The organism is Variovorax ureilyticus, from assembly GCF_037889935.1.
In the GTDB taxonomy this organism is placed as follows: Bacteria; Pseudomonadota; Gammaproteobacteria; order Burkholderiales; family Burkholderiaceae_C; genus Variovorax; species Variovorax ureilyticus.
In genome coordinates, this window is sequence record NZ_JBBKZU010000013.1 from 1 (window position 1) to 15,342 (window position 15,342).

10 protein-coding genes and 1 pseudogene are annotated in these 15,342 nt (G+C 68.0%); 10 read left to right on the forward strand and 1 reads right to left on the reverse strand.

Features of this window, described 5'->3' with window-relative positions:
- From WKW77_RS25270 to WKW77_RS25315, 10 genes and pseudogenes are all read left to right on the forward strand, one after another.
- A pseudogene (locus tag WKW77_RS25270) lies at window positions 1-130 on the forward strand (electron transfer flavoprotein subunit alpha/FixB family protein); the annotation flags it as partial.
- 17 nt (window positions 131-147) lie between these two features.
- Window positions 148-477, forward strand: a complete 330-nt coding sequence (gene fdxA / locus WKW77_RS25275) for a ferredoxin FdxA (protein ID WP_340359645.1) — start codon at window positions 148-150, stop codon at window positions 475-477.
- A 164-nt stretch (window positions 478-641) separates the two neighbouring features.
- The gene (locus tag WKW77_RS25280) at window positions 642-2,270 is read left to right on the forward strand and encodes a 6-hydroxynicotinate reductase (protein ID WP_340359646.1); all 1,629 of its coding nucleotides are present in this window, start codon (window positions 642-644) and stop codon (window positions 2,268-2,270) included.
- 32 nt (window positions 2,271-2,302) lie between these two features.
- Entirely contained in the window at window positions 2,303-4,249 is a 1,947-nt protein-coding gene (locus WKW77_RS25285; protein WP_340359647.1) for an ABC transporter permease, read from the forward strand.
- A complete protein-coding gene (locus WKW77_RS25290; RefSeq protein WP_340359648.1) occupies window positions 4,246-5,049 on the forward strand; it encodes an ABC transporter ATP-binding protein in 804 nt (267 codons plus the stop codon). Before WKW77_RS25285 ends, WKW77_RS25290 begins: the two co-directional genes overlap by 4 nt.
- A 61-nt stretch (window positions 5,050-5,110) precedes the next feature.
- Window positions 5,111-5,845 (forward strand): ABC transporter ATP-binding protein, encoded by a 735-nt coding sequence (locus WKW77_RS25295; RefSeq protein ID WP_340359649.1) that lies wholly within the window; start codon window positions 5,111-5,113, stop codon window positions 5,843-5,845.
- Window positions 5,845-6,807, forward strand: coding sequence for a PDR/VanB family oxidoreductase (locus tag WKW77_RS25300; RefSeq protein WP_340359650.1), 963 nt, complete (start codon window positions 5,845-5,847; stop codon window positions 6,805-6,807). Before WKW77_RS25295 ends, WKW77_RS25300 begins: the two co-directional genes overlap by 1 nt.
- A gap of 32 nt (window positions 6,808-6,839) precedes the next feature.
- The gene (locus WKW77_RS25305; RefSeq protein WP_340359651.1) at window positions 6,840-7,454 is read left to right on the forward strand and encodes an ABC transporter ATP-binding protein; all 615 of its coding nucleotides are present in this window, start codon (window positions 6,840-6,842) and stop codon (window positions 7,452-7,454) included.
- The gene (locus tag WKW77_RS25310; RefSeq protein ID WP_340359652.1) at window positions 7,451-8,269 is read left to right on the forward strand and encodes an ABC transporter permease; all 819 of its coding nucleotides are present in this window, start codon (window positions 7,451-7,453) and stop codon (window positions 8,267-8,269) included. Before WKW77_RS25305 ends, WKW77_RS25310 begins: the two co-directional genes overlap by 4 nt.
- Before the next feature lie 200 nt (window positions 8,270-8,469).
- Window positions 8,470-8,859, forward strand: coding sequence for an SMR family transporter (locus WKW77_RS25315; RefSeq protein WP_340359653.1), 390 nt, complete (start codon window positions 8,470-8,472; stop codon window positions 8,857-8,859).
- A 65-nt stretch (window positions 8,860-8,924) separates the two neighbouring features.
- On the opposite strand, the gene WKW77_RS25320 is transcribed toward WKW77_RS25315, so the two are convergent.
- The gene (locus WKW77_RS25320; protein WP_340359654.1) at window positions 8,925-15,296 is read right to left on the reverse strand and encodes an amino acid adenylation domain-containing protein; all 6,372 of its coding nucleotides are present in this window, start codon (window positions 15,294-15,296) and stop codon (window positions 8,925-8,927) included.
- Between the last annotated feature and the right edge of the window lie 46 nt (window positions 15,297-15,342).

Below are 15,342 nucleotides of genomic sequence, written 5' to 3' on the forward strand. Positions count from 1 at the left end.
GGGCATGAAGGACTCCAAGGTCATCGTCGCGATCAACAAGGACGAAGAGGCCCCGATCTTCTCGGTGGCCGACTACGGCCTCGTGGCCGATCTCTTCACGGCCGTGCCGGACCTGGCATCAACTCTCTGAGAAGAAAAGGAATCCACATGACCCACGTCGTTACCGACAGCTGCGTCCGTTGCCGCTATACGGACTGCGTCGATGTCTGCCCCGTGGATTGCTTTCGCGCGGGGCCGGACTTTCTCGTAATCGATCCGGATGAATGCATTGACTGCGCGGTGTGCATCCCCGAATGTCCAGTGAACGCCATCTACGCAGAAGAAGACGTTCCCGAGGGCATGCGTCACTTCATCGATCTCAACGCCAGGCTTGCCCAGAACTGGCCCTCCATCGCCAAGAAGGAACAGCCGCTGCCTGATGCCGAGCGGTGGAGCAAGCAGACCGACAAGCTCGCATCGGTATCCGTCCCCTTGTAGACCAACTGTCCATCACTCTGCGAGTTCAGCGCACCGCAACGGTGAGCGACTCGGAGGAAAACACCAGTTGATGGCTGACGAGCGTGCTGCGAGCACTTCATGTAGGGAGCGAAACATGCATTATTGGGCACGCTTGTTGCTCTCATTCAACTTCGAGGAACACGATGACTGAACACACCAAGACCGACGGCTTGCCTGTGCTGGATCTGCCTGAACGCCCCGAGGTTGCCAGCACGGCCTTGGGCAAGTCGCCGCTGCGCAACGAGAAGATGAGCGCGAGCAAGGTCGAGTGCAACGCCTGCCCGGTGCTGTGCCAGATTTCCGAGGGGCGCACCGGTGCCTGCGACCGTTACGCCAATCGCGAGGGCGTGCTGGTGCGGGTCGATCCGGTCGTGCTGCTGCGTCGCGAGCTGTCGAGCGAAACGCCGGTGCTCGTGCCCTTCGCCCAGGCAGGTGCCGACACGGCCGGCGAAGCAGCTAAGGAGAAGGCTCCCGACTGGAACGGCGATCTCCTCCGCGGCGACGAGGTCTTCGTGACCGGCGTGGGCTCCTCCACCACGTACCCCGACTACAAGCCCGCGCCCTTCATCGTCGGCTCCAAAGCCAATGGCGTCGACATGGTCACCGTGGTCACCGAAGGCATCTTCAGCTACTGCAGCTTCAAGGTGAAGATCGACACCGACCGCTTCCTCGGCCCCGAGCAGGCCAACGTCCGCTACAAGGGCGAAGTGGTCGGCCATGTCACCACGGCCGAGTACGGCTCGCAGATGCTGTCGCTTGGCGGGGTGCACCACCTCACCGGCGGCAGCAAGAAGGAAGGGCGCATGACCGCCGAGCTGATGCAGCTGCTGGGCAACAAGAAGGCGGTCGAATGCGTGATCGACGGCGGCGCGAGCATGGTGATCCAGGCCGGCCGCGCACCGATCGTCAATGGCGTGGAGGAGCAGCGCATGCGCGTGGGCTGCGGCTCGGCGGCCATCGGCATCTTCGCGCGGCAGCTCTTCGGCCATGCGGACGAAGTGGTGGTGGTGGACGACCACATCACCGGCGTGCTCACCGAGCACCAGGCCGGGCGCTGCCTGGACATGCCGGCCTCGGGCATCCAGATGCGCGGGCGCAAGTCCACGCCGGGGCGCTACTTCCAGGTGGCCAACCCCGGCACCGGCTGGGGCGGCACCGACATCAGCGATCCGCTGTCGATCATCGAAGGCTGGGAAGAGGGCGTTGCGCGCCCGGGCCTCAAGCTGCTGATGACCTCGACCACCGGCGAGCACGCGCAGTGGTACGTGCTCGACGAGCAGTTGCGCCCGGTCGAGCAGGAGATGCCGGCAGAGGTGCGCCGCATCGTCGAGCGCATCGGCGAGAACTGCGAGCCGTCGCTGTGCACGGTGCTGTTCCTGGGCGGCGCGGGCGGCAGCCTGCGCGCGGGCGTGACCGAGAACCCGGTGCTGCTCACGCGTGCCATCAAGCAGGCGCTGGTCAACGTGACCTGCGGCGGCGCGCCGGCCTATGTGTGGCCCGGCGGCGGCATCACGGTGATGGTCGACGTGATGCGCATGCCCGACAACAGCTTCGGCACGGTGCCCACACCGGCGATCGTCGCGCCGATCGAGTTCAGCATGCGCCGTGACGACTACGAGGCGCTCGGCGGCCACATGGAGCATGTGTTCTCGATCGAGCAGGCACTTGCGCGAGGCGCCTGGCACAACGACGGGGCGCCCACCGCCCGCGAATGGCGACGACCCGATCGCGCCAATGCGTGGCCGCTCGGCCAGCGCCCCATGCTCGGATGAATCGCAGAAGTCCCTGATCTGGAGGTCGTTTCGTGAATATCTCAAGCCTGATCGTCCAGCTCCTCAATGGGCTGGCCTCCGCGTCCTCGCTGTTCCTCGTGGCAGCAGGGCTGTCGCTGATCTTCGGCGTCACGCGCATCGTCAACTTTGCTCACGGCTCCTTCTTCATGGTGGGCGTCTACGTTGCCTACACGCTGGCGCAGAAGCTTGGCGGGGCAGCGGGCTTCTGGCTTGCGCTGCCCCTGGCGGCACTCGCGGTCGGCGCGCTCGGTGCGCTGATCGAGGTCTTGCTGCTGCGGCGCATCTACAAGGCGCCGGAACTCTTCCAACTGCTGGCGACCTTCGCGCTCGTCCTCGTGATCAAGGACGCGGTGCTGTGGTTCTGGGGGCCGGACGAACTGCTCGGCCCGCGCGCGCCGGGCCTTGCGGGGTCGGTGTCGATCCTCGGTCGGCAGTTTCCTTCGTATGACCTGTTCCTGATCGTGGTCGGGCCGGTGGTGCTCGGGCTCGTCTGGATGCTGCTCACGCGCACGCGCTTCGGCACGCTGGTGCGCGCCGCGACGCAGGACCGCGAGATGGTCAGCGCACTCGGCGTGAATCAGGCTTGGCTGTTCACCGCGGTGTTCGCACTGGGCGCCGTTCTCGCTGGCCTGGGCGGTGCGCTCCAGTTGCCGCGTGAGCCTGCGACGCTGGAACTCGACCTCAACACGATCGGCGCCGCTTTCGTCGTGGTGGTGGTGGGCGGGATGGGGTCGCTGCCCGGCGCTTACGTCGCGGCGCTGCTGATCGCCCAGATCAAGGCGATCTGCATATGGCTGGGCGTGGTGGAGATCGCCGGGTTCGTGATCTCCTTCTCCAAGCTCACGCTGGTGGTCGACTTCATCGTGATGGCCGTGGTCCTGGTATGGCGCCCGTGGGGCCTCATGGGGCGTCCGCAAGCGGCCAGTCGCTATGTGGGCATGCCCGAGGAGCCGCTGCGTCGCGCAAGCCAGTCGCATGCGATAGGCGCCGCGGCGGTCGTCGCCTTGCTGGTGGCAGCACCGTTGCTCGCCGGCGATTCGGCCTATGTCACCGTGCTCCTCATCGACATGCTGATCGCCGCGCTTTTCGCGGCGAGCCTGCACTTCATCATGGGGCCGGCAGGGTTGCACTCGTTCGGGCACGCCGCCTACTTCGGTTTGGGCGCGTACGGGGCGGCCTTGCTGGCGCGCGCCGGCGGCTTGCCGATGGAACTGACGCTCGTCGTGGCGCCGTTGATCGCCGGCATCGGCGCCTTTGTCTACGGCTGGTTCGCGGTGCGGCTCTCGGGTGTGTATCTTGCAATGCTCACCCTGGCCTTTGCGCAGATCACCTGGGCCATCGTCTATCAGTGGGATACCTTCACCGGCGGCAGCAACGGCCTGACCGGCGTGTGGCCTTCCGCATGGCTGGCCGACAAGCACAACTACTACTGGCTCACCCTGGTCTTCGTCGGCGGAGGCATCTGGGTCTTGCGGCGCGTGCTGTTCTCGCCCTTCGGCTACGCGCTGCGCGCGGGCCGCGACTCGGCGCTGCGTGCGGATGCCATTGGCATCGACGTGAAGCGCATGCAGTGGATGGGCTTCATCATTGCAGGCGTCGCAGCGGGTGGAGCGGGAGCGTTGTTCGCCTACTCGAAGGGAAGCATCTCGCCCGAGAGCCTCGCGGTCGGGCGCTCCGTCGATGGCCTGGTCATGGTGCTGCTGGGTGGCCTTCAGACCTTGGTCGGGCCGGTTGTTGGCGCCTTCACGTTCACCTGGCTCCACGACACCGTGGCGCGCAGCACGGAGTACTGGCGCGCGATGCTGGGCGGCAGCATTCTGGTCCTGGTGCTGCTGTTCCCGAGAGGCATTGCAGGTTCGCTCCAGCAACTCGGTGCGCGCATTCGTGCGGGACTGGATGCGGCAGCCAAGCGGCCTCCGATGCGGATGGCCGCCGTGGCCGGGGAGGGTGCACGATGAGTCTTCTCAAAGTCACTGAACTCGGCAAGTCCTTCGGCGGCGTGAAGGCCGTCGACGGCATCAGCTTCGACCTCGCGCCCGGCGAACTGCTGGCGCTGATCGGCCCCAACGGCGCGGGCAAGTCCACCACCTTCAACATGGTCAACGGCCAGCTCAAGGCCGATCGCGGCTCGATCCTGCTGGGCGGCGAAGAACTCGTCGGCAAGAAGCCGCGCGAGATCTGGCGCCTGGGCGTGGGCCGCACCTTCCAGATCGCCGAGACCTTCGCCTCGCTCACCGTGGTCGAGAACGTGCAGATGGCGCTCTTGTCGCACGACCACAAGCTGTTCTCCACCTGGCGGCGTGCCGCCGACCACAAGCGCGACGAGGCGCTCGCGCTGCTCGATCAGGTCGGCATGAAGTCGCAGGCCGACCGTCCCTGCAGCGTGCTCGCCTACGGCGACGTGAAGCGCGTCGAACTCGCGATCGCGATGGCCAACAGTCCCAAGCTGCTGCTGATGGACGAGCCCACCGCCGGCATGGCACCCAAGGAGCGCAACTCGCTCATGGCGCTCACCAAGCAACTCGTGATCGATCGCGGCATGGCGGTGCTCTTCACCGAGCACAGCATGGACGTGGTGTTCGCGTATGCCGACCGCATGATCGTGCTCGCGCGCGGACGCCTGATCGCGCAGGGCAAGCCGCTGGAGATCCGTGACCATCCGAAGGTGCAGGAGGTCTACTTCGGCAGCGGCAAGACCTTCGAGAAGATCGCCGAGAAAGCCGCCGCGGTGAACGCGGCCGTCGGAGAAGCAGCATGAGCGCCGCGCCGGGCCGCCCCAGGCAAGCTCGCACCGCAGTGCGAAACACGGAGGTTTTTCAATGAGCTCGCATGAAGTCCTGCTCGAAGCCAAGGCGCTGTGCGCGTGGTACGGCGCGGCGCAGATCCTCTACGACGTGGATCTCGAAGTGCGTCGCGGCGAGGTGGTCGCATTGATGGGTCGCAACGGCGCGGGCAAGTCCACCACGCTCAAGGCGCTGATCGGCATGCTGGCCAAGCGCCGCGGCTCGGTGCGCTTCCTCGGCCACGACATCTCGAAGGCGGAGCCGCATCACGCGGCGCGCCTGGGCCTCGGGTTCGTGCCGGAAGACCGTCGCGTGTTCACCGACCTGAGCGTGATGGAGAACCTCGAAGTCGGCAAGCAGGCCGCGCGCCGCTGGAGCGACGGCACCGATGCGCCGCTGTGGACGCCCGAGCGCCTGTTCAAGCTCTTCCCCAACCTCGGCGAGATGCCGAATCGCCCCGGCGGGCGCATGAGCGGCGGCGAGCAGCAGATGCTGACCGTGGCGCGCACGCTGATGGGCAACCCGTATCTCGTGCTGCTGGACGAGCCCTCCGAAGGCGTCGCGCCGGTGATCGTGGAGCAGATGGCGAACATGATCCTGGAGCTCAAGGCGCAGGGCGTGAGCATCCTGCTGTCGGAGCAGAACATGCACTTTGCCGAGCTGGTGTCGGACCGCGCGTATGTGCTGGAGAAGGGCCAGATCCGCTACCAGGCCACCATGGCCGAGCTGGCGGCGAACGACGAAGTCCGGCGTGCCTACTTGAGCGTCTGATGGCATCGATCAAGGCTCTGGTTCACACCATGCGCTTCGAGGCGGATGGCGTGCTAAGTATCGAATTCCGACCGGCGAACGCCGATTCGCGATTTCCGCCGTTCAGTCCCGGTGCGCATATCGATCTTCATCTGCCCAACGGACTGGTGCGCAGCTACTCGCTCTGCAATTCTTCGACCGATCGCGGGCGTTACGTGGTGGGTGTGCTCAATGACCGCAACAGTCGCGGTGGCTCGCGCTACGTTCACCAGCAATTGCGCGTCGGGCAGGTGATCGACATCTCGGCCCCGCGCAACCATTTCGCGCTGCACGAGGACGCGGAGCGCAGCGTGCTCGTTTCCGGCGGGATCGGTGTCACGCCGATCTTCTCCATGCTTCAGCGCCTGGTGGCGCTCGGCCGTCCCGTCGAGCTGGTGTACTGCGCCCGCAATCGCCAGGAGGCAGCGTTCATCGATCCGATCGAAACGCTGTCCGACAAGACGAAAATCACCTGGCATTTCGATGACCACGAGGGGAGACCGCCTGCACTGATCGAACTCTTGGCGGATCGGGGCGCCGACAGTCACTACTACTGCTGCGGTCCGGCGCCGATGCTCGACGCGTTCGAGAAGGCCTGCGGACAACTCGGCTATCCGCACGCCCATATCGAGCGATTCGCGCCTGCGATGCTGACGCCGCCGCCGATGGCGAACGGCTTCGAAGTGCTTTGCAGGAAGAGCGGCAAGTCGGTCGAAGTACCCCCCGGAAAGTCGGTCCTGGATGCCCTCATCGATGCCGGCCTGAGTCCGGATCACAGTTGCAAGGAAGGCGTCTGCGGCGCATGCGAAACGCCGGTTCTCGGCGTGGATGGCGAGCTGGACCACCGGGATGGAATCCTCGCGCCGGCCGAGCGCGAGGCCGGCAAGACCATGATGATCTGCGTTTCGCGCTGCACGGGGCGAGTGCTGGAGCTCGACATCTAGCCCAAGGGCGCTTGGGCCTGTACAAAGCACGGATGTCGTGCATTCCCCGCCTTCGCGTGCATGGTCTTCGTTCCGCGATGGCGGGACCGTTCGACCTCCATGTCGATGCCGGCGAATGCGTGGTCCTCATGGGCAAGTCCGGCGCCGGGAAGACGGTGCTGCTGAGATTGATCGCGGACCTCGATCCGCCGCGGGCCGGCGTGGTCGAACTGGACGGTGCGCGCCGCGAACGGCTGAGCGGGCCGGGCTGGCGGCGCCGGGTGCTCTATCAGCCGGCCGAGCCGGCATGGTGGTCGCCGGTCGTACGTCAGCACTTCGACGGCGCCGACATCGACAGGGTGCGGGCCATGGCCGCCGCGCTGGGGTTGCCGGACGCCATCCTGGACGCGGAACTCATGCATCTCTCCACGGGGGAGCGCCAGCGCCTGGCCCTCGTCAGGTCGCTGTCGCGTGGTCCGTCGGTGCTCCTTCTGGACGAGCCCACCGCATCGCTGGACCAGGCATCGATCCTCGCCTACGAGGCATTGCTCGCCGAAGAGACGGGGAAAGGGATGGCCATCCTTTGGGTCACCCATTCGCGGGAGCAGGCCGGGCGCGTGGGGCACCGCTGCCTGACCGTGGCCGACCGGGCCCTGCAGAGCGCATGAACGTCATTCATCTGCAATTCACCGACATCGCACTAGCGGCCACGCTGGTGCTCGCGAATGCCGTCGCCTCGATGGTCCTGCAGCTGCGCATGCATCGGCAGGTGCTCTGGGCCGCCCTTCGGATGGTGGTGCAGCTGCTGCTGGTCGGCTACGTGCTCAGGCTGGTGTTCCAGTCGCAGTCGCCCGGCTTCACCGTGTTCGTGGCCGCGGTGATGATGGCCGCCGCGGCGCGCGAAGTGGCGGTGCGTCCCGAGTGGCGCTTGCGCAGGGGCGGCAACTACGGCATCGCCGCGGCGACGGTATCCGTCTCGAGCGTGGCGACGGTGGTGCTCGCCCTGCTCACCGCGATCCGGCCAGAGCCATGGCACGACCCGCGCTACGCTATTCCGCTCCTGGGCATCGTGCTCGGCAGCGTGCTCAATTCCGCGAGCCTGGGGCTCGACAGCTTCTTCGACGGCGTGGCGGTGCGGCGGACCGCGATCGAGGCGCGGCTGGCGTTGGGGGACACCATTCACGATGCGCTGGGTGAGCTGGTGCGCACCTCGATCCGGCGCGGCATCATTCCGATCATCAACCAGATGTCCGCGGCGGGCATCATCACCTTGCCGGGCATCATGACCGGGCAGTTGCTCGCCGGCATGGATCCGATCGAATCGGCGAAGTACCAGATCCTTCTGCTGCTGTTGCTGACCGGCGCCGGCGGCCTCGCCTCGATCGGATCGGTGCTGCTGGCCGCACGCATGGTCACCGACGACCGCCAGCGCCTGCGCATGGACCGGCTCGTCCATGCACGGACGGCCAGCTTGCAGGGATGAGGGCGGGCGTATCCGTGTTCATACGTCCGTAAGATTTCCCGTTCATGATGGTGGGCAGACAGTTCGCAGGCGCTGGTAGAGGGCGCTTCGGCGCTGGTCCTGAAGGATCGGTTCCCTCGATGCCTCGAACTGTCCCCACCGCCGCGAGCTTCCTGCGGCGCATCATATGATCGGGCGCTTTCGCGTGCCGGTCTTCCCCAATGAAAGTCATCGATTTCCTCTGGATCCTCAGCGGCGTGCTGCTGAACGCGGCAGCGCAGCTGCTTCTGAAGTCCGGCGCCAACAGCGTCGGCGAAATCAACATGTCGGCCGGCGCGAGCGCGCTTTGGCGCACGGCGACCGGCCTCGCGATGCATCCCGGCATCCTCGGCGGACTGGCCTGCTATGCCATCAGCGTGGTCGTGTGGATCGTCGCGCTGTCGCGCGTGGAGGTGAGCGTCGCCTACCCGATGCTGTCGATCGGCTACGTCGTCAATGCGCTGCTCGCGTGGTGGCTCTTCGGTGAGAGCGTCGGGCTCCAGCGCTGGCTGGGCATCGGCGTGATCATCGTCGGCGTGATCCTGGTAGCGCGCAGCGGGCACTCGGCGTAACGCGACCCGGCACCTCGCCGGTCGAGCGCGATGCCGGCAGTAGCGGCGCAGTAGCGGCCGGGCCGCTAGGACACCTTGGCGTTCTCCGGGTTCGCGAGCTGGCGCAGGGTCTCGAACACCAGCCGGCGCGGCGCGATCTCCAGGCCGAGCCGCTCTTTCGTCGCGTTCACGGCGCGCATCGCCAGCAGCGAATGCCCGCCGAGCTCGAAGAAGTTGTCGCTGCGTTCGATGGCATCCACGCCGAGCAGCTCGGACCAGATCCCGGCGATCGCCTTCTCTTCATCGGTGGACGGCGGCTCGGATGCGTGGCCGTGCATGCGCGATCCTTCGACGATCGGCGCCGGCAGCGCGTTGCGGTCCACCTTGCCGTTGGGCAGCAGCGGCAGCGCGCGCAGCATCACCAGGTGCTGCGGCACCATGTAGTCCGGAAGCGCAGCCTGCAGGTGCTCGCGCAGCCCGGCGGCTCGCAGCTCGGGCGACCGAGCGACCACGTAGCCCACGAGCCGCACGTCGTCCTCGCCGCCGGCTCGGGTGACGACCACGCACTGCGCCACATCGGGATGGTCGAGCAGCGCCGATTCGATCTCGCCGAGTTCGATGCGAAAGCCGCGCACCTTGACCTGGTGGTCCAGCCGGCCCAGGTGCTCCAGCAGCCCGTCATGGCGCCAGCGGCAGAGATCGCCGGTGCGATAGAGCCGCGCCCCGGGCTCGTCGCTCCAGCGGTCGGTGATGAAGCGCTCGTCCGTCAGCGCGGGGCGCCGGTGGTAGCCGAGCGTCACGCCCGCGCCGCCGATGCACAGTTCGCCCGGAACGCCGATGGGGCAGGGCAGGCCGTGGGCATCGAGCACCCAGACGGAGGTGTTGGCGATCGGCCGCCCGATCGAGATGCCCAGACGCGGCGCATCCACCTTCCAGAGGGTGGACCACACGGTCGTTTCCGTGGGGCCGTACATGTTCCACAGCGCCGAACAGCGCGAGAGCAGCTGCTCGGCGAGCAGCGCCTGCAGCGGCTCGCCGCCCACCAGTGCGCGCAAGCCCGGTGCGCCCATCCAGCCGACGTCGATCAGGGCGCGCCATGCCGAAGGCGTGGCCTGCATCACGGTCGCGTCGTGCCGTTCGAGCAGGGCGCGAAGCCGCCTCGGGTCGCGCACATGGTCGGCATCGGCGATCACGACCTGCGCGCCGGCTGCCAGCGGCAGCAGCAGCTCGAGCACCGCGATGTCGAAGGACAGGGTGGTCACGGCCACCAGCCGGTCGGACGCTTCGAGGCCCGGCTCGCGCGCCATCGAGGCGAGGAAGTTCACGACCGCGCGGTGCGGCACGGCGACCGCTTTCGGCCGTCCGGTCGAGCCGGAGGTGTAGATGAAATAGGCCGCGTCGAGCGGCCGTGCGTCGCGCTCCGGGTCGGGCTGCAGCTCCTGTCTCCCGGTGCCGAGCGGCTCCCGCGCGAGTTCGATCGGATCCAGCAGCGGAACACCCGTGGCACCGAACGGCCCCGCCATGTCGGGCCGGACCAGGATCGCGGACAGCTCCGCGTCGGCCGCCATGTAGCCCAGCCGGTCGACCGGAAAGCCGGGGTCCAGCGGCACGTAGGCCGCACCGCACTTGAGCACCGCGAGCAGCGCCACCAGCATGCCGGCATCGCGCGCGAGGCTGAGGCCGATGCGGTGGCCGCGTCCGTAGCCGCGTGCGCGCAGTGCGCATGCGAGCCGATCCGACGACGCATCCAGCTCGCCATAGGTCATGCGCCGGCCCTGCGAGTCGGACACCGCGACCCGGTCCGCCCGCGCCGGGTCCTCGCAATGCAGGTGGCGGTGGATGAGCAAGGACGGCGCAAGCGCGCGCTGCGTCGCGTTCCACCGGTCGCGCAGCAAGGCCAGTTGCGCGGGCGCGAGGATCGCGTAGTCCGCGATCGGCCGATGCTCGTCGCCGAGCACCTGCTCGACCAGCCAGAGGTAGTTCTCGAGCATGCGCCGCGCCGTGTCGGCTGCGAAGAGATCGGTCGAATATTCGAGATGGATGCGGTGGCCGAACTCGGTGTCGACGTGGATCGACAGGTCGAACTGCGCCGCGGTGCTCTCGAGCTCGAAGGCCTCGTAGCCGAAGTCCACCGGCGGGAGCTTGCCCAGCGGCGCGTTCAGCACGTTGAACAGCGTGCGCACCAGCCCGTCGGGATGGGTGCGGCGGTCCTGCGCCAGGACTTCGACGATCTCGTCGAAAGGCGCGTCCTGGTGTGCGTAGGCCTCCAGCGCGGTCGTGCGCACCCGTTGCACCAGCTCCGCGAAATCCGGGTTGCCCGCGAGGTCCGTGCGCATGACGAGCGTGTTGACCAGCGTGCCGACGAGCTGCTCGGTCACGAGGTGATGGCGGTTGGCGATCGGCGTGCCGACCGCGATGTCGTGCGTGGCGCAGTGACGCGACAGCATGAGCTTGAAGGCCGCGAGCAGCACCACGAACGGCGTGACCGCATGGCGTCCGCAGAAGCGGCGCAGATCGTCGCGCATCGCGGGCGGCAATGCCACCGAGACCTTGGCGCCGCGAAAGCTCGGAAGCAGCGGGCGCGCGTGGTCCGTGGGCAGGTCGAGCGGCTGCAGATCGGCGAGCCGCGCGACCCAGAAGTCGATCTGATGCTGCCGCTGCGCGGTCGCTGCCGGCGACCGCTGCCATGCCGCGTAGTCCGCGTATTCGATGCCCAGCGGCGGCAGCTGCGCGGGCTCCCCGGTCGACAGCGACGCGTACAGCGCCAGCAGATCGCGCATGAGGATCGCGATCGACCAGTTGTCGGTGATTGCGTGATGCATGCGCCAGAAGAACACCTGGTCCTCGTCGCCGAGGATGACGAGCGTCGGGCCATGCAGCGGCGCCTGCGTGAGGTCGAACGGCCGCGTGGCGCGTTCCCGGAGGCGGGCGCGTGCCTCGTCCTCGCGCCGCTGCGCCGGGAGTCCGCGCAGGTCGATCCGCTCGATCGGCACATGCATCGATGGCGCGATCCGCTGCATCGGCTCGTCGCCATGCATCTCGAACCAGGTGCGCAGCCCTTCGTGCCGCTGTATCACCCGGTCGAAGGCGCCTCGCATGGCTTCGTCGTCCAATGCGCCGCGCAGGCGCAGCGAGACCGCGACGTTGTAGGCGACCGAGGCGGGATCGAACTGCTGGATCACCCACATGCGCCGCTGCGACAGCGACACCGGCAGCGGCCCGTCGCGCCGCACGCGCGGGATCGATGCGGGCGCGCTCGACCAGGTGCGGGGCAGCTCCTCATCGAGCCGCGCCGCGAGCTCCGCGATGGTGGGATGCTCGAACAGCAATGCGAGCGGAAGCTCGATGCCCAGCCGCTGCTGGATGCGCGACGCCACCTGCATCGTCAGAAGCGAATGGCCGCCCAGATCGAAGAAGCTGTCTTCCACGCCGAAGGCGGTCGCATGCAGCACGCTGCGCCAGATCTCCCACAGCGTCTGCTCGGTGCTGGAACGTGGCATCACGCGCTCGCCGCCCTCGCCTTCGCGGCTCGGCGGCGGCAGGGCGCGACGATCGACCTTGCCGCTGCTGGTGATCGGCAGCGCATCGAGCACGATGAACGCGTCCGGCACCATGTATTCCGGCAGCACGCCGTGCAGGTACCGTTTCAGCGCGCCCGCGATGCCGGTGCCGTTCGTGCCCGAAGCGAGCGTGAGGTAGGCCACGAGGCGCTTCCGGCCGGGCTCGTCCTCGCGCAGCAGCACCGCGACATCGGCGACCGACGGATGCTGGTCGATGTGCGCCTCGATCTCGCCGAGTTCGATGCGAAAGCCCCGCAGCTTGACCTGGTCGTCGCTGCGGCTGATGTACTCGATGCTGCCGTCGCTGCGCCAGCGGCCGATGTCGCCGGTCCTGTAGAGGCGCGCGCCGGGCTCTTCGGCGAAGGGGTCGCCGATGAAGGCAGCTTCGTCGAGCGCCGGCTGTCCGAGGTAGCCGCGCGCCATGCCGGCGCCGCCGGCGTGGATCTCGCCCTTGACGCCGATCGGCACCGGCTGGCCCAAGCCGTCGAGGATGCGCACCACGGTGTTGTCGATCGGATGGCCGATCGCCGGAAGCATCGGCCAGCCCTGTGGCGCGCCTTCCAGGTCGAGCGCGGTCGCGACCGGGTATTCGGTCGGGCCGTACTGGTTCTGCAGCCGGCAGTCGCCCAGCCGCTCGAAGAACTCGCGAATCTCCGAGCTGATGCGCAAGGGTTCCGCTCCGGTGATCACCTGCCGCAGCGGCGGCAGTGGCTCGCTCGAGACCACCGCCCGCTCGGCCAGGTGTTGCAGCGCGATGAAGGGAAGGATGAGCCGCTCGACGCGTTCCTCCCGCAGCACGCGCAGCACGGCGGCCATGTCGCGGCGCACGCCGTCGTGGACCAGCACCAGCGCACCGCCGCCGCACAGCGTGGTGAAGATCTCCTGGAAGGCGACGTCGAACCCGAGCGCGATGTACTGCAGCGTTCTCGGCGCGGGTTGGCCGCCGCCATGACGCGCCTGCCAGTGGATCAGGTTGGTGAGCGCCGAATGCGGCACCGCCACGCCCTTCGGATGGCCTGTCGAGCCCGAGGTGTAGACCACGTAGGCGATGTCGCCCGGTTGCACGTCGACCGCCACGGGCCCGGCGGCCGTGGATGGCGCGTCGGCCGTGGGCTCCGCATCGACGACGACCTGGGTCAGGTGCTTGCGCGGCAGTGCGGCCAGCAGGCGCTTGCGGGTCAGCACCACGCGCGGGGCGGCGTCGTCGAGCATGCGTGCGATGCGTTCGGGCGGGTCGCTCACGTCCAGCGGCACGTAGGCCGCGCCGGTCTTGAGCACCGCCAGCATCGCCACGATCATGTCGGCGCCGCGCCCGAGGAACAGGGCGGCGCGCATGCCGCGCCCGAGCCCTTCCGCCTGCAGGCGATGGGCGAGGCGGTTCGCCTGGGCATCCAATTCGCCGTAGCGCCAGCTGCGATGGTCTGCCACCAGCGCCACGGCGTCCGGCGTGCGCGCGGCCTGCGCCTCGAAGAGCGCATGCACCCGCGTGTCGCCGCGGTGCGCGACGCGCGTGTCGTTGAAGCGGTCGAGGACCAGACGCCGCTCGTCGTCGCCCATCATCGGGAGCGCCGCGACGCGCTGGGTGCCATCGCGGGCCATGGCTTCGAGCAGCCGCAGCAGGTAGCCGGCCCAGCGTTCGATGGTCGTGCGGTCGAAGAGGGCAGTCGCAAACGCGATGCGGCCGACGAGCCCGTCGGCCGTCTCGCGGAACAGCATCATCAGGTCCGAAGCCACGCTCTGGGGCGGCACCTCGACCAGCCGCAGGGTCGCGCCCGGCAACTCGATGGGCTCGGTGTCGAAGTTGTGGATGACCATCAGCACCTGATAGATGGGGCTGTGGCTCGGATTTCGCGCGGGCCGCACCAGCTCCACCACCTGCTCGAAGGGCACGTCCTGCCGCAGGTAGGCCGATTGACCGACGTCACGCACCCGCTCCAGCAGCGCGTCCGCGGTCGGGTTGTCGGCCAGGCCGGTGCGCAGCGCGACGGTGTTGACGAAGAAGCCCACCGTCTGCCGGTAGGCCGGTCGGCGGCGGTTCGCCACCGCCGTGCCGATCACGATGTCCTGCTGGCCCGTGAGTCGCGAGAACAATGCGTTCAGGCCCGCATGCAGCGCCATCGTCAGGGTGGCGCCGCGGCGCCTCGACCACTCGCGCAGTGCCGCGACCAGCGGCGCCGGAAAAGCGATCTTGACGTGATCGCCCGCGTGGTCCTGCACCGCGGGACGGGGCCGGTCCGTGGGGAGTTCGAGCAGCTCGGGCGCGCCTTCGAGCTGGCGCTGCCAGTAGGCGAGACGCACGTCGCGCGTCGGCGACGCGGCGCGTTCCAACTCATCGGCCACGTAGTCGGCGTAGCGTGCGGGCAGGTCCGGCAACGGATTCGGCCGGCCTTCGGCGAAGGCGGAGTAGACGGTCGCCACGTCCTTCATGAAGACGGCAATCGACCAGCCGTCCCCCACCATGTGGTGCGCGCAGAGCACCAGGGTGTGCCGCTGAGCACCGAGGCGGAGCAGCCGCCCGCGGATCAGCGGACCTCGTCCGAGATCGAAGGGCGCCGTGCATTCATCGCGAATGTGCCGCTCGCGTTCCGCATCGGTCGCTTCGGCACCGTGAAGGCGCAGATCCTCGACGCGCAACGGAAAGGGCGCCGGAGGCGCGATGCGCTGCACCGGCTCCCCGTTGACTTCCACGAAGGTCGCGCGCAGGACTTCATGACGCGCCATCAGCGTCTCGAGACTTCGGCGGAGGGCTTCCTCGTCGAGCCGTCCCTCGAATTCCAGCGCGCCTGAAAGATGGTAGGCATCGCGAACATCGGCCTTGATCCGGTCAAGAAACCACAGCCGCCGCTGCGCCGATGAAAGTGATGCTGAATGTTGTAAGGCTTCTCCACCCGGGTCCATCGGCGCCACTATACGTAGTTCGCAGCGGGCCGGGGTCAGACAAGAC

Coding starts and splice junctions, on each gene's coding strand:
- fdxA (WP_340359645.1), top strand. CDS start 148: ATGACCCACGTCGTTACCGACAGCTGCGTCCGTTGCCGCTATACGGAC.
- WKW77_RS25280 (WP_340359646.1), top strand. CDS start 642: ATGACTGAACACACCAAGACCGACGGCTTGCCTGTGCTGGATCTGCCT.
- WKW77_RS25290 (WP_340359648.1), top strand. CDS start 4,246: ATGAGTCTTCTCAAAGTCACTGAACTCGGCAAGTCCTTCGGCGGCGTG.
- WKW77_RS25295 (WP_340359649.1), top strand. CDS start 5,111: ATGAGCTCGCATGAAGTCCTGCTCGAAGCCAAGGCGCTGTGCGCGTGG.
- WKW77_RS25300 (WP_340359650.1), top strand. CDS start 5,845: ATGGCATCGATCAAGGCTCTGGTTCACACCATGCGCTTCGAGGCGGAT.
- WKW77_RS25305 (WP_340359651.1), top strand. CDS start 6,840: ATGTCGTGCATTCCCCGCCTTCGCGTGCATGGTCTTCGTTCCGCGATG.
- WKW77_RS25310 (WP_340359652.1), top strand. CDS start 7,451: ATGAACGTCATTCATCTGCAATTCACCGACATCGCACTAGCGGCCACG.
- WKW77_RS25315 (WP_340359653.1), top strand. CDS start 8,470: ATGAAAGTCATCGATTTCCTCTGGATCCTCAGCGGCGTGCTGCTGAAC.
- WKW77_RS25320 (WP_340359654.1), bottom strand. CDS start 15,296: ATGGACCCGGGTGGAGAAGCCTTACAACATTCAGCATCACTTTCATCG.